Source organism: Streptomyces sp. NPDC002055 (genome assembly GCF_040296705.1).
In the GTDB taxonomy this organism is placed as follows: domain Bacteria; phylum Actinomycetota; class Actinomycetes; order Streptomycetales; family Streptomycetaceae; genus Streptomyces.
The window spans coordinates 110,751-126,838 of the sequence record NZ_JBEOXS010000016.1; the positions used below are offsets into that span (position 1 = coordinate 110,751).

Annotated in this window: 14 protein-coding genes and 1 pseudogene; 6 read left to right on the plus strand and 9 right to left on the minus strand. The window is 71.2% G+C overall.

What is annotated here, in order from left to right; genetic code table 11:
• Positions 1–356: 356 nt before the first annotated feature.
• On the minus strand, positions 357–1,496 hold the full coding sequence (locus tag ABT112_RS12780) for a glutathione-independent formaldehyde dehydrogenase (RefSeq protein ID WP_351508632.1): 1,140 nt from the start codon (positions 1,494–1,496) through the stop codon (positions 357–359).
• A gap of 223 nt (positions 1,497–1,719) precedes the next feature.
• Between ABT112_RS12780 and ABT112_RS12785 the strand changes: the two genes are divergently transcribed.
• On the plus strand, positions 1,720–1,905 hold the full coding sequence (locus ABT112_RS12785) for a hypothetical protein (RefSeq protein ID WP_351508633.1): 186 nt from the start codon (positions 1,720–1,722) through the stop codon (positions 1,903–1,905).
• 433 nt (positions 1,906–2,338) lie between these two features.
• Positions 2,339–3,352, plus strand: a complete 1,014-nt coding sequence (locus tag ABT112_RS12790) for an NADP-dependent oxidoreductase (protein WP_351508635.1) — start codon at positions 2,339–2,341, stop codon at positions 3,350–3,352.
• A 125-nt stretch (positions 3,353–3,477) separates the two neighbouring features.
• On the opposite strand, the gene ABT112_RS12795 is transcribed toward ABT112_RS12790, so the two are convergent.
• Positions 3,478–4,215 (minus strand): SDR family oxidoreductase, encoded by a 738-nt coding sequence (locus ABT112_RS12795; protein ID WP_351508693.1) that lies wholly within the window; start codon positions 4,213–4,215, stop codon positions 3,478–3,480.
• A 243-nt stretch (positions 4,216–4,458) separates the two neighbouring features.
• On the opposite strand from ABT112_RS12795, the gene ABT112_RS12800 reads away from it, so the two are divergent.
• Positions 4,459–5,031: a TetR/AcrR family transcriptional regulator gene (locus tag ABT112_RS12800; RefSeq protein WP_351508637.1), complete on the plus strand. Its 573-nt coding sequence runs from the start codon at positions 4,459–4,461 to the stop codon at positions 5,029–5,031.
• 188 nt (positions 5,032–5,219) lie between these two features.
• On the opposite strand, the gene glpK is transcribed toward ABT112_RS12800, so the two are convergent.
• From glpK to ABT112_RS12825, 5 genes are all read right to left on the minus strand, one after another.
• A complete protein-coding gene (glpK, locus tag ABT112_RS12805; protein ID WP_351508638.1) occupies positions 5,220–6,737 on the minus strand; it encodes a glycerol kinase GlpK in 1,518 nt (505 codons plus the stop codon).
• A gap of 78 nt (positions 6,738–6,815) precedes the next feature.
• Positions 6,816–7,658 (minus strand): MIP/aquaporin family protein, encoded by an 843-nt coding sequence (locus ABT112_RS12810; RefSeq protein ID WP_351508639.1) that lies wholly within the window; start codon positions 7,656–7,658, stop codon positions 6,816–6,818.
• 225 nt (positions 7,659–7,883) lie between these two features.
• Positions 7,884–9,035, minus strand: a complete 1,152-nt coding sequence (locus tag ABT112_RS12815; protein WP_351508641.1) for an amidohydrolase family protein — start codon at positions 9,033–9,035, stop codon at positions 7,884–7,886.
• Positions 9,036–10,388: a type I glutamate--ammonia ligase gene (locus ABT112_RS12820; protein WP_351508643.1), complete on the minus strand. Its 1,353-nt coding sequence runs from the start codon at positions 10,386–10,388 to the stop codon at positions 9,036–9,038.
• A 533-nt stretch (positions 10,389–10,921) separates the two neighbouring features.
• Positions 10,922–11,713 carry an SDR family NAD(P)-dependent oxidoreductase gene (locus ABT112_RS12825; protein ID WP_351508695.1) on the minus strand — a complete coding sequence of 264 codons (792 nt, stop codon included), beginning with the start codon at positions 11,711–11,713 and terminating at the stop codon, positions 10,922–10,924.
• A gap of 110 nt (positions 11,714–11,823) precedes the next feature.
• Between ABT112_RS12825 and ABT112_RS12830 the strand changes: the two genes are divergently transcribed.
• Positions 11,824–12,396 carry a TetR/AcrR family transcriptional regulator gene (locus ABT112_RS12830; RefSeq protein WP_351508644.1) on the plus strand — a complete coding sequence of 191 codons (573 nt, stop codon included), beginning with the start codon at positions 11,824–11,826 and terminating at the stop codon, positions 12,394–12,396.
• A 321-nt stretch (positions 12,397–12,717) separates the two neighbouring features.
• On the opposite strand, the gene ABT112_RS12835 is transcribed toward ABT112_RS12830, so the two are convergent.
• Complete coding sequence (locus ABT112_RS12835; protein WP_351508646.1) at positions 12,718–13,686, minus strand: CapA family protein; 969 nt, start codon at positions 13,684–13,686, stop codon at positions 12,718–12,720.
• Positions 13,687–14,329: 643 nt separating this feature from the next.
• On the opposite strand from ABT112_RS12835, the gene ABT112_RS12840 reads away from it, so the two are divergent.
• Both ABT112_RS12840 and ABT112_RS12845 read left to right on the plus strand, forming a co-directional pair.
• Positions 14,330–14,545, plus strand: a complete 216-nt coding sequence (locus ABT112_RS12840) for a DUF397 domain-containing protein (protein WP_351508648.1) — start codon at positions 14,330–14,332, stop codon at positions 14,543–14,545.
• 403 nt (positions 14,546–14,948) lie between these two features.
• Positions 14,949–15,190, plus strand: a pseudogene (locus ABT112_RS12845) (type II toxin-antitoxin system Phd/YefM family antitoxin); the annotation flags it as partial.
• Between the two features lie 136 nt (positions 15,191–15,326).
• Here ABT112_RS12845 and ABT112_RS12850 read toward each other — a convergent pair.
• A complete protein-coding gene (locus ABT112_RS12850; protein WP_351508652.1) occupies positions 15,327–15,911 on the minus strand; it encodes an SGNH/GDSL hydrolase family protein in 585 nt (194 codons plus the stop codon).
• Between the last annotated feature and the right edge of the window lie 177 nt (positions 15,912–16,088).

Here is a 16,088-nt window from a genome sequence, read left to right on the forward strand (position 1 = left end):
GGGGGAATGCTCGCAGGGCCGTCGAAGCTGCCGCTGCATCAGTTAAGGTATACCCGCGAAAAATCGCGTCGGGTAGGTGCGGGCGGGGCGAATGGGAGCGAAATCAAGCGCATTCTGATGCGCGTTCAGGAGGGGAGTGGGCGCCTCGTTTCTGATGCCCCGCCAGTACTCCCGGCGCACAACCCCGGGATTCCGCTGCCTTCATGGAATAGTACTATTGTCATTTCCTGGCGGGGATCCATGAGGCAGGAAAGCGGCGGCCTCCGGCGGCACCGGAAGCGGAAGTCGCACCGCGCCCCCGTATGTGCCGGAGCCCCGGCCGCGCGGCCGGGACTCCGAGCGGGGACGGGCAGGGGTCAGGACTGCGGGTGCAGCACCACCTTGGTGTAGCCCTCGACGCGCTTGTCGAACTTGTCGTACGCCGACGGGGCCTGGTCCAGGGGGAGTTCGTGGGAGACCACGAAGCTGGGCCGGGCGCGGCCTTCGATGATCATGTCGCGCAGCTGCCGGTTGTAGCGCTTCACATTGCACTGTCCGGTGCCCAGTCGCAGGCCCTTCTCGAAGAGCTTGCCGATGGAGACGAGCAGCATGCCGCGCTGGGAGTTCTCGTCGGGCCCGCCGGGGTCCGCCGGGACGTAGAGGCCGGGGATGCCGAGCATGCCGGTGGGCCGGACGGTCCCGACCAGCGAGTTGAGCACCGTCGCCGGCTCCTCGCGGTCCGCGGAGGGAGTGTGCGCCTGGTAGCCGACGGCATCGACGCCCTTGTCGGTGCCCTCGCCGTCGGTCTGTTCCTTGATCTGCTCCACCGGGTTGCCCTCGGCGAAGTTGATCGGGACGGCGCCGATCTCCTGGGCCTTCTGCAGGCGTTCGAGCACCCGGTCCACCACGAACACCTTCTTGGCGCCGCGCAGCAGGGCGGAGTAGGCCGCCATCAGGCCGACCGGCCCGCCGCCGTAGACGGCGACGCTGTCGCCCGGCGTGACCTGCGCGAGTTCGCAGCCGTGGTATCCGGTGGGGAAGATGTCGGCGAGCAGGATGAAGTCGCTCTCGTGCTCCTTTCCTTCGGGGAGTTTCAGGCAGTTGAAGTCGGCGTACGGGACCCGCAGGTATTCGGCCTGGCCTCCGGTCCACGGCCCCATGGCCACATAGCCGTAGGCGCCCCCGGCGAATCCGGGGTTCACCGTCAGGCAGAATCCCGTGAAGTCGGCGACGCAGTTCTTGCAGAATCCGCAGGCGACGTTGAACGGCATGACGACGCGGTCCCCGCGCTTCAGCGAGGTGACCCCTTCGCCCGTGTCCTCGACGATGCCCATGTTCTCGTGGCCGAAGACGATCCCGGGCTCCGCCGCGGTGCGCCCCTCGTACATGTGCAGGTCGGAGCCGCATATCGCGGTGGAGGTGACCCGTACGATCACATCGTTGGGGTGCTGCACCTTCGGCTTCGTGACCTCTTCGACCGCCACTTCGAACGGTCCCTTGTAGACGACGGCCTTCATGTCCGGTCCACCTCCGATCGGCGAGGAATGTTCTGCTGCCGGGAGGCGAATACGCTCTCGTCGGAATGCGGCCTCGAACGCGTCCGGACGCGATGCGGTCACGGGCGTATTCGCCTCACGTGACCTATTTCTCATGCTCCTCCTCTGGGTGGTTTGAGACAACCCCGCTAATCTGGCTCTAAATGTCCGGTTCCGCATAGCCTGAGAAAGGAGGGCGGGAAGCGTGGCGCAACGCCTCGGGACACTGCTCGTCCCCGTGCCCGGCCTGTCCGGCACCACATATCCGCCCGGCACCGAGGTGGCCATCAACGGCCGCGGGGCGTCCGTGGACGCCTTCATCGACGGCGACTGGCTGCCGCTGGCCTGGTGGGAGTTCAGTGAGGGGATCACCGAGGGCGCCGACGGCTGACTCCGGGCGACCGGACGTCCCGCTCTCGGGCGTCCCGCTCCCGGATGTCCCGCTCCCGGGTATACCGTTCCAGCGGAATACCCCCTCGGGGTACCCCGTTGTCCCCGGTGGCAGCAGATCGGCGCACCCGCGGCATGCTCGGCGCCGGAGTCTCCCTGAAGCAGGCGCTCCGGATCGCCCGCGGCCGCGGCCACGCCGTCGTCCACGCCCACCACTGAGGGCCGCCCGCCACCGAGGCCGCCCGCCACTGGGGCAGCCATCCCTCGGGCGCCCGTCTCCGCCCTTGCTCCCGCCGCAGATCCGGAGCTACCCTCCCCCTGTCATACCGACCGGTCGGTAGCCACCTCGCCGTAGCCACCTCGCCGTAGCCACCTTGCCCGTAGCCACCTCGTCCGTAGCCATCTTTCGGTAGCCACCCTGAGGAGCCGTTCACATGTCCCGCACCCAGCAGCAGATCCGACTCGCCGCACGACCCGTGGGCCTGCCCGGGTCCGGCGACTGGGAGCACGCCGAGGCGCCCGTCGGTGAACCCGGCGAGGGGGAGCTGCTGGTGCGTGTGATCCACATATCGCTCGACCCGGCCATGCGCGGCTGGATGAACGAGGGCAAGTCCTACATCCCTCCGGTGGGCATCGGTGAGGTCATGCGGGCCGCCGCGGTGGGCCGGGTCATGTCCTCGCGGCACCCGAAGTTCGCCGAGGGCGACTACGTGTCGGGCGCCTTCGGCGTCCAGGAGTACTGCGTGTCGGACGGCCGCGGCGTCACCAAGGCCGACCCCGGACTCGCCCCGCTCCCGCGGTACTTGGGGACCCTGGGGGTGACCGGGATGACGGCGTACTTCGGCCTGATCGACATCGGCCGCCCCGAGCCGGGGCAGACCGTCGTGGTCTCCGGTGCGGCCGGCGCGGTCGGCAGCGTGGTGGGGCAGATCGCCAAGATCCTCGGCTGCCGGGTCGTCGGCATCGCCGGCGGCGAGCGCAAGTGCCGGATGCTCGTGGACGAGCTCGGCTTCGACGCCGCCATCGACTACCGGAACCAGGACGTGAAGCAGGCGCTGCGCGAACACGCCCCCGAGGGCGTCGACGTCTACTTCGACAACGTCGGCGGCGACATCCTCGACGCCGTGCTGACCCGGCTGGCGCGCGGCGCCCGGATCGTCATCTGCGGCGCGATCTCCCAGTACAACAGCGTCGACGGGGCGAAGGGACCGGCCAACTACCTGTCGCTGCTGGTCAACCGCGCCTCCATGACCGGCATGGTGGTCTTCGACTACCTCGACCGGTACGCCGAGGCCGCGGCCCAGCTGGCCGAGTGGCAGGCCGAGGGCCGGCTCACCTCGGTGCAGGACGTCGTCGAGGGCACCGTGGCCGACTTCCCCGAGACGCTGCTCCGGCTGTTCCGCGGCGAGAACACCGGCAAGCTCGTGCTGACCATCGCGGACGAGTGAGGCCCTGGGCGGTATGGGCACGGCGATGACCGGTGAGAACCGGTCAGGCCGGGCCGGGGGAGCGCCCGTGGCGATCGTTCGCCCGGCAGGGCGGGCGTGGCGCGCCTCCGGCTCCCGCGGCGTTGTCAGGCCTGGAGGGTAGGCCGGACGACGATCTCGCTGACGTCGACGCCCTCGGGCTGCTCGATCGCATAGCCGATGGCGGAGGCGACGGCGGAGGGCGGCATGGCGATCTCGTCGCGCTGCCGGATCATCGCGGCCGCGACCTCGGGGCCGGCTCCCTTGCCCACGCCCTCGGTATGGGTGAAGCCGGGCGAGACCAGGGTCACCCGCAGGTCGGGGCCCGATTCCTGGCGCAGCCCCTCGGTGAGCACCTTCACCGCCGTCTTGGTGGCCGCGTAGACGCCCTGGGGGGACTTGACGACGTGGGCCGCGGTGGACCCGACGTTGACGAACTGGCCGGAGCGCTGCCGGCGGAAGACGGGCAGCGCCGCCCCGATGCCGTTGAGCAGGCCGGTGATGTGGGTGGAGACCATGGCGTCCCAGTCGTCCTGGCGCAGGTCGTCGAAGGGCGAGACGGCCATCGTGCCCGCATTGGAGACGAGGACATCGAGCCGGCCGAACCGGTCGACGGCCGCGTCCGTCAGACGTTGGAGGTCCTCACGGCGCGTGACGTCGACGATGACGCCGGTGGCGGTGCCGCCCTTGGCCGTGATGCTCTCCACGACCGCGTTCAGCCGGTCCTTCCTGCGGGCACCGAGTACGAGCCGGGCGCCCCTTTCGGCGAGGTGGATCGCGGTCGCCTCGCCGATGCCGCTGCTGGCACCCGTGATCGCAACGACCTTGCCCTGGATACCCGACATGATCAGCTTCAGCTTCCTTCGGTGGGTGCGGCTTCCTTCGGTGGGTGCGCACGCGGTCAGTCCGTTGACCTGCAGTGCGTTCACGTGCAGTGCGTTGACCTACAGTGAAAGCGGGGGAGTCCCCACTTGTCTCTCAGGTTAAGTGGGGGCGCCTCCGTTCAGCAAGTGGCGTCTGAGTGCGGCATGTTGAAGGGTGCCTGAGTGGGGATGGCGAGCACTGATGACCAGGGGTGACGAGCACTGATGACCGACGGAGCGCACCGACCGTTGCGGGCCGACGCACGGCGCAACAGGGAGAAGATCCTCACCGCCGCGGTGCGCGTGTTCACGACGCAGGGGCTGGACACGCAGATGGAGCGCATCGCCCAGGAGGCGGGCGTGGGCAGCGCGACCCTGTACCGCAACTTCCCCACCCGGGAGGCGTTGGTCGAGGCGGTCTACCGCAACGAGGTGGCCCACCTGTGCGACGCGGCCCCCGCGCTGCTCGCGCGGCAGTCACCTGCCGAAGCCCTGCGCGCGTGGACCCGCCTCTTCCTGGACTACGTCACCGCCAAGTACGGCATGATCGACGCACTGCGCGCCATCGCCGCGACCGGGGACAACCCCTACGGTCACAGCCGGGAATTGATCCAGGCCGCCATCGGCTCACTCATGGACGCGTGCGCGGCCGCCGGGGCGATCCGTACCGACATCGGGCCCACCGACCTCGCCGCCGCCCTCGAAGGCATCGCCCTCACCTCGGCGGGCGCCGAACACCGGCAGCAGGCCGAGCGCCTGCTCGACCTCACTCTGGACGGCCTCACGGTCCGTCCGTGAGGACACGTGCCCGGGCGCGGTGCCGCACGGCATCGGCCGGCCGTCCCTCCCCGGTCTCGTCCTCGTCCAGCAGCGCCCCAGGGCCGGAGCGAACGCGTCCGCGCCCCGGCGTGCGGAGGGCCGGAGCCGATGTCGACGGCGTTGCCGATGACGACGACGGCTCCGGCCCTCCGGCCGCAGGGCCGGGATCAGGTGACCTTCACCCAGTCCAGGCTGCGCTGCACGGCCTTCTTCCACTCGTCGTAGCCCGACTGCCGCCGGTCCTCGCTCCACTGCGGCTCCCAGCGCTTGGACTCCTGCCAGTGGGAGCGCAGTTCGTCCTCGTCCCGCCAGAAGCCCGTGGCGAGCCCGGCCGCGTAGGCGGCGCCGAGCGCGGTCGTCTCGGCGACCACCGGACGGCTGACCGGAACCCCCAGGACGTCGGCCTGGATCTGCATGCAGAGGTCGTTGGCGGTGACGCCGCCGTCCACCTTCAGCACGTCCAGGTGCACTCCGGAGTCCTGCTCCATGGCGTCCGCCACGTCGCGGCTCTGGTAACAGATGGCCTCCAGGGTGGCCCGCGCCAGGTGCCCGTTGGTGTTGTACCGGGTCAGTCCGACGATGGCGCCCCGGGCGTCGGACCGCCAGTAGGGGGCGAAGAGGCCGGAGAACGCGGGGACGAAGTAGACCCCGCCGTTGTCCTCCACGGTGCGGGCCAGCCGCTCGCTCTCGGCCGCATCGGTGATGATCTTCATCTGGTCGCGCAGCCACTGCACCGCGGCGCCCGTGACGGCCATGGAGCCCTCCAGGGCGTAGACCGCGGGGCTGTCGCCGAACTGGTAGGCCACGGTGGTGAGCAGTCCGTGCTGCGAACGGACCAGGTCGGTCCCGGTGTTGAGGACCAGGAAGTTGCCCGTCCCGTAGGTGTTCTTGGCCTGCCCGGGGGAGAAGCACACCTGGCCTACGGTCGCCGCCTGCTGGTCGCCGAGCACCGCCGTGATGGGGATCGCGGCGCGCAGCGGCCGGGAGGTACGGGCCTGGCCGTACGCCTCCGCGTGCGACGAAGGATTGATCTTCGGCAGCATCCGGCGGGGGATGCCGAAGAGCTGGAGCAGCTCGTCGTCCCAGTCCAGCGTCTCCAGGTTCATCAGCATGGTGCGGCTGGCGTTGGTCACGTCGGTGGCGTGAATGCCGCCGTCCGGGCCGCCGGTGAGGTTCCACAGCACCCAGCAGTCGGTGTTGCCGAAGATCGCCCGGCCCGACTCGGCGGCCTCGCGCAGCCCGTCGACGTTCTCCATCAGCCACTTGATCTTGCCGCCGGAGAAGTAGGTGGCCGGCGGCAGTCCCGCCTTGCGGCGGATGGTGTCGCCGTGGCCGTCCCGCTCCAGGGCGGAGGCGATGGTGTCGGTGCGGGTGTCCTGCCAGACGATGGCGTTGTAGTAGGGGCGGCCCGTGGCGGGGTCCCACACGACCGTCGTCTCGCGCTGGTTGGTGATGCCGACCGCAGCCAGGTCGGACGCCGACAGACCGCTGTCCCGGATGGCGTTCTGCATCACCGTGTTGGTGCGCTCCCAGATCTCCACCGGGTCGTGCTCGACCCACCCCGACCGCGGCAGGATCTGGGCGTGCTCCAGCTGGTGCCGCGCCACCTCGTTGCCGTCGTGGTCGAAGATCATGAAACGGGTACTGGTGGTTCCCTGGTCCACCGCACCGACGAACTCTGGCATCGCTGCCGCCTCTCCTGTCTTCGTACGGGCCCGTCTTGGTACGGGATGTGTCCTCGGCTCCGGGCGACGTGGGGCGGATCAGCCCTCGGGGGTGGGCAGCCGGCCCACTTCCTGCTGTTCGGACACCGGGAGGAAGCGGCCGACGAACAGTTTGTAGAGCGCCGCGCCGAGGGGACCGCCGATGAAGGGACCGACGATGGGCACCCAGAAGTAGAGATTGCCGTACTGATCTCGCCAGGCAGTGTCGTAACCGGTGATGAAGCTGGCGAGCCGGGGACCGAAGTCACGGGCCGGGTTGATCGCGTACCCGGCGTCCGTACCCCAGGCCATGCCGATCGCCACCACGATGAGCCCGATGATGAACGGACCGAGGTTGGCGCCGGGCGCCGTGTTGAGCAGGTCGGTGACGGCGAAGACCAGCAGCACCAGGATCGCGGTGCCGATGATCTGGTCGCGGAACGCCCCCCACTCGCTCACCGGCAGGGCGCCGTTGCCCGGGAGCGTGGAGAAGACGAACTGGGTCTTGATGGTGTGGCCCGGGTCGGACGCGGCCAGCACCTCGGTGTAGTTCCAGCGCACCAGGAGCGCCGCGACGAACGCGCCCGCCGTCTGCGCCAGGGTGTACGGCACGACCTTCTTCCAGGGGAAGCCCTTGAAGGCCGCCAGGGAGAGGGTCACCGCGGGGTTGATGTGGGCACCACTGAGCCGTGCGGCGACATAGATGCCGAGCGTGACACCGATGCCCCACGCCCAGGCGATGCTGTCGTGGTCGCCGAGGGCGCCGTCGGCCAGGATCGCGCCGGTCACCACCTGCGCGACCACACCGCAGCCGAACAGGATGAGGATCATGGTGCCGGCGAACTCGGCGGAGAGTTCGGCGAACAGTCCTGTTCTGTGGAACGGCGTCTTGTTCTGAGCCATGGATTACCCGCTTCCCGACGGTTCGGCTGCGGCCGCATGGGCCCACGTCCCCCTCATCGTGTGCGGGGAGGTACGGATCCGCCCGCGGGGTACGGCCGTCCGGGGGACGGGCTGCGCCGGATAGCCCCCGGATGGCCCAGGCCCGTCGTCGAACCTTCCTCGTCCGCCCGGAGGGCGGGAGTTCGACGACCGGGCCCGGCCCGCCGGCGGTGACCGGGGGACGCATCAGGGGCGGAACGGCTCCAGCCCGTACACCCGTCGCGCGGTGTCCGCCCCGATCAGGGCCGCCACCCGGGCGGCGTCACCGGCCGCCCAACTCCCCTCGGACACCCAGCCGGTGAGCAGCCGGGTGAGGGCCGTGGTGAACAGCCGGGCGCCCACCACGTACAGCTCCGGCAGTCCGTAGGCGTCGGTGGAGAACATCAGCTTGCCGAACGGCGCCAGTTCCAGCATCTCGGCGAGCACCGCCTCGGCCCGGACGCCGGTGTGCGACAGGGCCAGCCCCATGTCCGCGTACACATGCGGGAAGGCGTGGGCGAGATAGCCGGCGCCCCGGTGGTACGGGTAGCCGTGCAGCAGGACCAGCGTGCAGCCCGTCGGGCGGACGGCCCGGACGAAGTCGGTGAGCAGCAGCGGGTCGCAGCGGTGCAGCCGCAGATCCGGGTCGCCGAAGCCGGTGTGCAGCTGCAGCGGCAGCGCCGTCCCGGCGGCGGACCATAGCAGATGGCGCAGCAGCACCGGGTCGGTCAGCCGCCCGCCCGCCGGGCGCCCGGCGAGCCACCGGGCCGCCGCGGTGCGCACCGCGCCCCGGTCGGGCGGCGCCGGGTCGAAGTCCAGCCCGTACCGGTACCCGGCCACCGACTTGAAGCCCACCGCGTCCCGCGCGGCGTCGGCGACGGCGTCGGCCAGTCGGCTCACGAACCCCTCGGCGGTCTCCGCGCCGTCCGCGACCCGCTCCGCCAGCGTCTCCAGCCGGACGATCTCGTGCGCGGCGCCGCCCGCGGCCTCCGCGATCTCCCGCGGCCCCGTCAGATCGCCGGGCAGCCCGGTGTCCACCAGGAAGGTGCCGATGCCCGCGCCGCGCAGCAGCCGCCGCGTCACCTCCGCCGCGCCCAGCTCCTGCCGCCTCTGGAGATAGCGGCCGGGCGGGCAGTGCGGTTCGAGGTCCAGCAGCGGAGGACACCAGCGGCGCACGGCGAAGCCCAGCTGGGTGTCGAAGTACGTGGTGCCGGGCGCGGCGGGGGCGTCGGACTCCGTAAGGAACCCCTCGAACGCCTCGGGAGTCAGATCCGTACGGGCCGCGCCGTGGCAGTGGTGGTCCACCAGCGGCGGCAGCACCAGGCCCGGCGGTGTCTGCGGCGGGGGCTCGGCCGGCACTCAGTACCGTCCCCGGGTGGCGTCCGCGACGGCCTGCGGCGCGGCCCCCGCGAACAGCTCCGCCTCGGCCCGGCGGACCGCGGCCACCGCGTCGAACAGCGGGTCCCCGAGCGCCTCCCGGAGCAGCGCCGACCGTTCGAAGTGCTCCAGAGCGCCGGTCAGCGAGTCCGGGAGGCGGTCCGCGCCGCCCACCAGGGCCGGGTCGCCGGAGACGGGGGCGGGCAGCGACAGCCCCGCGTCGATCCCGGCGAGTCCCGCCGCCGTGACGGCACCGACCACGAGATACGGGTTGGCCGCCGGGTCGAAGCACTTCACCTCGGCGTTCGCCCCCTCGGGATCGTCGGGTGCGCCCGGGATGAACCGGAGCGCGGCCTCCCGGTTCTCCGGGCCCCAGCACTGGAACGCACCGGCCCAGCGCGACGGCGCGAGCCGCAGATAGCTCGCGACCGACGGGGCACCCAGCGCCAGGAGCGCGGGCAGTTCCTCCAGCACACCGGCGAGGAAGGACTCGCACAGCTTCGTCATGCCGTACGGCCCGTCGCCTCCCCGGCACAGGTTGCGCTCCCCCTCCCACAGGCTGAGGTGCAGGTGGGCGCCGTTGCCGACCGAGCCCGCCTCGATGACGGGCGCGAAATAGGCCGTCATCCCGTGCCGTACGGAGACCGCGCGCACCGTCTCGCGGACCAGCACCGCGGTGTCGGCGGCGCCCACCGGATCGTCCGCGGCGACCGACACCTCGAACTGGCCCGGTGAGTACTCCGGGTGGATCTGCAGCACCTCCAACTGCTGTGCGGCGAGGGCGTCGCAGACCTCGACGAGGTAGTCCGACAGATCGACCACCCGGGTCATGCCGTAGGCCGGGCCCTCGGTGGGGTAGCGGAGGTCGGCACCGTCCGCACGGGCGACGGTCCACTCGGTCTCGAACCCCATCCGCAACCGCAGGCCGTGCGCCGCGGCCCGCTCCGCCATCCGCCGGGCGAACTGCCGCTGGCAGGCGGGGTAGGGGGCGCCGCCCTGCTCGTACCGGTCCACCGGCGCCCAGGCCAGGCCCGGCTGCGCGGCGAGCGGGGTCAGCCGGTCGAGGTCGGGGAAGAGCCGCAGATCCCCGTCGGGCCCGCCGATGTGGGTGCTGGTGGTGCTGGAGTCGTCCACCAGATAGACGTCGAAGACCGGGGACATGCCGATACCCCGCCGGGCCGCCGCGGCCAGCCGCGCCGTGGGCACGACCTTGACGCGGATGATCCCGGCGTTGTCCACCCAGGTGAGGGCCACCGCGCGGACCCCCTGCGCGGTGAGGTGGGCCGCCTCCTGACGGGCCACCAACTCGGCCTGCTTCCGATCCGGCGTCTCCATGCGCGCTCCTCCGTCGAAAAACCGGACCGCGTCCTCGCACAGCACCTGGAACGGAACAGCACCCGGACGCGGGCTCACTGAGTCGATCTCCACTGCGCAACGTACAAGGTGACGTCATGCGGGTGGAACGCCGCCGCTGGAAGGCCTGATGAGGGGACGTGTCCCCCGGAGCCGACGGCCGGTGCCGCCCGCAGAGACGGTTCCGCCCCGCTCGCCGGAAGCATCGCGCCGCCCTACGGCCGGCGCATCCGGGCCTCCTCGCGGGGAGGCGAGCGTTCCGTCCCGGCCCGACCAGCCGGGACCGCCGGACACACGCGGCGAGCGGGACGGGGGGAGGGGCCGCCGGTGCGGACACCGGCGGCCCCTGCAGGGCTCTCCCGTGCATCGGGCCCCTCGCCGGGCGGGGGGCCCGTGCCCGGGTGCGGACTCAGGGGCCCTGCACGGTGCCCGCCCGGGGAATGTGGTCCGGCACATGGTGATGCCCTGCACCGGACCACGCGACCGTCATCGGGCGCTCACCGTGCAAGGCCCCCTCAGCGCTTCTTCCGCTGGGACTCCACGATCTGCCGCAGGGTGCCGTCCGCCACGGCGCGGCGCTGCACCCGGGCGGCCAGCCCGGGGAAGAGCCCGCCGATCGCGCTGCCCAGGCGCAGTTCGAGCGGGGCCACGTTCACCTCGGCCCGGTCGCGCTCGATGGCGTCCACGGTGGCGGCGGCAACCTGACCAGGGGAGACCGTACGGACCCCGCCGGGCGTGGCGGCACCCGAGTCGGCGAACATCCCGGCGTCCCGCACGAATCCGGGCTGCACGATCGACACGCCGACCCCGGTGCCGTGCAGGTCCTGCCGGAGCCCGTGGGAGAACCCGCGGAGCCCGAACTTCGTCGCGTTGTAGAGCGAGGTCGCGGGGGAGGCGGTGCGGCCCGATATGGAGCCGATGAGGGCGAGATGGCCCGCGCCCGCCGCCACCATCCGGGGCGCCAGCAGCCGGGAGAGCAGCAGGGGGGCCCGGAGGTTCACATCGATGGACCGGTCGATCTCCTCGGTGCTGTAGTCCAGCGCCTCGCCGCTGGACGGCAGCGCGGCGTTGGCCACCAGGATGTCCACCGGCCCGGCCTCCGCCGCCAGCCGTTCCACATGGGCGCGGTCGGCCAGGTCGGCGACGAGCGGCCGCGCGCCGAGCTCCGCGGCCAGCGGCCGCAGCGCCTCTGGGCGGCGTCCGGTGACGAGCAAGGTGGCGCCGCGGGCGGCGAGTTGGCGGGCGAGGGTCCGGCCGATGCCGCCGGTGGCTCCGGTCAGCAGGACGGTCGATCCGGCGATGCGCATGAGAACACCTGTCATCCGATTCCGTTCGTTCGAACGGACGATAGCGGAGGTCCGGTGCGGAGGGGGCCCGGGGGCGGTTGCGGTCCGGCGGCAATGGAAGAATGCGCGGCATGTCACGACCGGCCGAAACCCGCGACCGCATCATCCGTGCCGTACTGCGGATCATTGGCGAACACGGCGTGGCCGGTGTGACCAACCGCCGCATCGCCAAGGAAGCGGGCGTCTCGCTCGGCTCGGTCACCTACCACTTCGCCACGCAGCACGAGCTGCTGCGGGAGAGCCTGCGGTCGTTCGTCTCCGAGGAGACGTGCCGGTTCACCGAACTCGCCGCCCAGCACCCGTGCGACGGCACCGATCTGGCGGAGGCGAGCACCCTCGTCGGACAGGTGGCCGCGAACACCGGCTTCGACAGCGAGCACATCGCCCCGTTCGAGATCTACATCCAGGCCGGGCGCGATCCGCAGCTCCGGACCGCCGCCGCCGAGTGCTTCGCCGCCTACGACCGGCTGGCCGCCTCGATCCTCAGCGCGCTCGGCGTCCCCGACGCGGAGCGCGCGGCGAGCGCCGTCGTGGCCCTGGTGATGGGCATCCAGCTCCGGCGGCTCGCCACCGGCTCCGCGGCCGACGACCTGGTCGACGCGCTCCTGATATTCGTCAGCGGCTCGCAGCGCCCGGCCGTCTAGCGCCGGGGCCGGGGCCGGGGGCTCGGGAGAGGCGGGTCCCGCCCGCGAGCAGCCGGGCCGTGTCTTGAACGGCCGGAGCCTCGTCGGTGAGCGGCCGGAGCGGTGCCCATGAACGGTCGAAGCCCGGTCCGTGAGCGGCCGGGGAGCGGCCCGAGACCCGCCGGGACGGGCCGGAGTCTCGTCGGTGAGCGGCCGAAGCGGTGTCCATGAGCGGCCGGAGCCTAATCGGTGAGCCGTCGGGGAGCGGCCCGAGACCCGCCGGGGCTCGGCCCCAAGACCCGCCGGGACCGGCCGGGCCCTTTCCCGGACCGGGCCCGGCCGCTACCAGGTGACGACCAGCCGGCCGCCCTCCTCGGTCACCTCCGTGCCGAACGCCGCACACGCCCGGCGGAACCGCCGGGCCGTCCAACGGTGTTCCTCCGGCTCGGCCATCCGGGTGCGGCAGGGGTCGAGGGCCAGCGGCACGGCCTCCAGCCGGACCGGCCGGTGCCGCCCGTCGACGGCGCCGTCTCCGAAGGTGACGAGGAAGAGCAGCCCCAGATCGTTGCGCAACCGCCGGTCGGTGGCGTAGTCGTCGACGAAGTCCCCCAGGTCGTACAGGACATGGTCCTGGACGCCGTGGAAGACATGCGCCGAGTGGCCCGCGACGAGCGTGGCCCCCGCACCGCGGAACGCCCCCGCGGCCGCCCGGACGTGGGGCACGGGGCGGGCCACCATGTTCGGGCCCCAGTGCGGGGTGACCACGGTGATGTCGGTGCCGAGCCCGGCGATGCCGTCGAGCAGCCACCGGGGGACCCCGGCCGCCAGGTCGGCGTAGGCGGTCCCCGGCCGGTCCGGGCCGGCCGCGAAGTCGGCGGGGTGGTCGGCCACCGCGACGATGCCGACGGCCGTGCCCCCGCGGTGCAGCACGGCCGGTTCCCGCGCCTCCTTCCGGTCGTGGCCCGCGCCCACCCGGGCGATCCCCGCCGCGGACAGGTGCCGGAAGGTGTCGGCCAGCGCGTCGGGGCCGAAGTCCAGCGCGTGGTTGTTCGCCAGCGTGACGCAGCCGACCCCGAGGTCCCGCAGGACCTCGGCGGCCACGGGCGGCGCCCGGAAGAAGAAGCGCTTGAACGGGTCCGGCCACGGCGTGCCCCGCGCCGAGATCGCGCACTCCAGGTTGAGCACGAACAGATCCGCCTCCCGCGCCGCGGCCACCACCTCGTCCGTGAACAGCGGCTCGTCCGGAAACGCGGCCAGCTGCCGCCCGACGTTCCGTCCGAGCATGGTGTCCCCGGCCAGCGCGAGCTTCATGGCCCGGCCGCCGGAGAGGGGGAGGCGCCGGCCGGTGCGGCGCCCCGGTGCCGCGGGGTCGCTTGGCGCGGCGCCGCGGTCGGCGAGGTGCCGCAGGGGGCGGGTGTGGTCTGCACGGGAATCGCCTTCCCCCGTCCCGTTCCCCGGGCCGCCCCGGATACACCGGGTCCGGCCGTTGGCGGCACCGTGACCGGGCGATGGGGGCGGACATCAGTCCAGGGCCGGTAGGGCAAGGCCGGGCAGGCTCATCGGTCGGCGCTGCCCGACGGCACGACCCATTCTGCGGGCTGGCCGGTCAGGGAGGCGATCATGCCGACGACGACGTCTGATCTCTCCAGCACCTGTTTCTTGCGAGGAGGCCCCGGTGTTCACGCCGGGGAGGATTCGCATCCGGGTGTTGCGGCGCGAAGTGTCGCCGTATCCGGTCCAGGGCGCGGTGCGCCCGTGCCGTTGTCGGGGTCGCCAGGGTGATGCGAACGTGTGTGCCTGTGGTCGCTGGTCAGGGTGGTGGCTGTGGGGTTGAGGGTGTTTGTGCGGTCGTCGTACGTATGGTCGTTCGCAGGGTCGGGGATGGTGCTGTGTCCCGGTCGGGGCTGTGAGGGCTATCCATCATCAACGAGCACATCAAGGGAACGGACTAGCCATGTCGCCTATTCCTAACGCTTCTACCACCGGCTATGACTGGTTCAAGTCCAGCTACTCAAGCGGTGACAATACCTGTGTGGAGTGCGCCAATGTCCCTGGCGTCGTGCCGGTACGAGACAGCAAGGACCCCCATGGTCCGGCTCTGGTCTTCACGGGTGAAGGCTGGTCGTCGTTCATTGCTGCTGTGAAGACGGGCGAGATCCCCTCTGCGTAGCCCCTGAATGCCCCTATGTGGCCTTGAGTTCGCCCTAGGGGCCGACCACGGGCGCAGAGAAGCCCCCGCCGGATGGCGGCGGGGGCTCCTTTCGTCGTGCGCCCAGCATGGGTAACCGGGCTTCCAGTACTGCGATCTGCATTGCTGCCGAGTCATCCATACTCACGCACTTTTCCATCACCGGCTTGTCTCCGCGTGCTCGCATGAGCGCCGACCTCACTTCGCCTCGGATCGCGTCCCCTGTGAAGTTCGAGCCAGGGCAAGGCTCGATGTTGTGCATGGGCTTCCCCTGGGGTCGGAACCAGTCCTGTCGAGTGCCACGGGGCTTGACGTCCTCCTGCCGACCGACAAGGCGGCGACGTACAGTTTCTTGCGCTTGAAAGGGCGTGTGGGTGTGAAGGTCATGTCGTACTCGGAGTCGCGGGCGAAGTATGCGGAGGTACTCAACTCCGTCACGGACGACCGAGAAGAGATAGTGATCACTCGCGCGGGGCGCGAGCCAGTGGTCATCGTCTCCCTGGAGGACTATGAGTCCTTGAAAGAGACGGTCTATATGCTCCGCAGTCCCGCGAATGCACGTCGCCTCCTGGCCTCCATTGAGGAGTTGGAGAGCGGTGGCATTTGACGGTGCGGGAGTTGGCGGACGCGGCGACGACGGGATCGGTAAGCCCGAGCCTCTCAATCACGGCTTTCAGGGCTACTGGTCCCGGATCCATCTCTTCGTGGCCGGGGATGTCGCCTCGCACCCCGGGGGCGGCGCGGTGGAATGCGATGACGCCGGTCAGAGCGGGTCCAGCTCGCCCAGCCCCAGGGTGCGCAGGGTGTGGTTCGCCATCTGCTGGTGACCGACTGCGTTGGGGTGAGCCGGGTCGTCGAGCCACGGGATCGGGTCAGCCGTGCCGTGGTGCTCCAGCCAGTGGGCCTCGTGGTCGACGAGCAGCGCGTCCGTACTCCGGGCGATCTCCCGTACGGCCTGGCAGTACGCGGGGAGAGCGCTGCGCCGCTCCTGTCCCGAGGCGCTGACCAGGGCCGGTGTGTGGAGGACGACCTGTGTTCCTGGCCCCGCCGCGTCGATGATCTTGTGCATCGCGTCATGGAACCGGGGCAGTCCGTCCTCCCCGGCGAGACAGTCATTGGTGCCGAGCGATATGGACAGCACATCGGGCCGGAACCGGCCGATCAGGCGGTCATGGGCCGCGAGCACGTCGCCCGCGCCCCACGCCGAGACGCCGGTGTTCACCACGACGTCGGTGAGCCGGCCCAGCTGCCACCGGACCCGCTCGTGCAGGTGCTCGACCCACCCGCGAGCGCCATGGGTGTGCAGTACGCCCTGCGTGATGCTGTCTCCGGCCGTTACCCACGTCATGGGGGCATCCGTCAGTCGGATCATGAATGTCCACTCCGTGTCCGCGCCGGCCCGTGTGTCCCTGACGACTGCGGGGCCTCGTCAGACGTTCATCATGCCATTCAAGGTCATTCGCAGAGATGAGGGTTCATCAACACCGCATTGGGGCACGTGAGTTCAGGCAGTGCTGTGCGGCAA

Excerpts from the sequence above, each read along its gene's own strand:
- ABT112_RS12825 (WP_351508695.1), bottom strand. The coding sequence starts at position 11,713 with ATGCGCATCGCCGGATCGACCGTCCTGCTGACCGGAGCCACCGGCGGC.
- ABT112_RS12820 (WP_351508643.1), bottom strand. The coding sequence starts at position 10,388 with ATGGAGACGCCGGATCGGAAGCAGGCCGAGTTGGTGGCCCGTCAGGAG.
- ABT112_RS12840 (WP_351508648.1), top strand. The coding sequence starts at position 14,330 with ATGTCGCCTATTCCTAACGCTTCTACCACCGGCTATGACTGGTTCAAG.
- ABT112_RS12850 (WP_351508652.1), bottom strand. The coding sequence starts at position 15,911 with ATGACGTGGGTAACGGCCGGAGACAGCATCACGCAGGGCGTACTGCAC.
- ABT112_RS12810 (WP_351508639.1), bottom strand. The coding sequence starts at position 7,658 with ATGGCTCAGAACAAGACGCCGTTCCACAGAACAGGACTGTTCGCCGAA.
- ABT112_RS12830 (WP_351508644.1), top strand. The coding sequence starts at position 11,824 with ATGTCACGACCGGCCGAAACCCGCGACCGCATCATCCGTGCCGTACTG.
- glpK (WP_351508638.1), bottom strand. The coding sequence starts at position 6,737 with ATGCCAGAGTTCGTCGGTGCGGTGGACCAGGGAACCACCAGTACCCGT.
- ABT112_RS12790 (WP_351508635.1), top strand. The coding sequence starts at position 2,339 with ATGTCCCGCACCCAGCAGCAGATCCGACTCGCCGCACGACCCGTGGGC.
- ABT112_RS12795 (WP_351508693.1), bottom strand. The coding sequence starts at position 4,215 with ATGTCGGGTATCCAGGGCAAGGTCGTTGCGATCACGGGTGCCAGCAGC.
- ABT112_RS12835 (WP_351508646.1), bottom strand. The coding sequence starts at position 13,686 with ATGAAGCTCGCGCTGGCCGGGGACACCATGCTCGGACGGAACGTCGGG.
- ABT112_RS12780 (WP_351508632.1), bottom strand. The coding sequence starts at position 1,496 with ATGAAGGCCGTCGTCTACAAGGGACCGTTCGAAGTGGCGGTCGAAGAG.
- ABT112_RS12800 (WP_351508637.1), top strand. The coding sequence starts at position 4,459 with ATGACCGACGGAGCGCACCGACCGTTGCGGGCCGACGCACGGCGCAAC.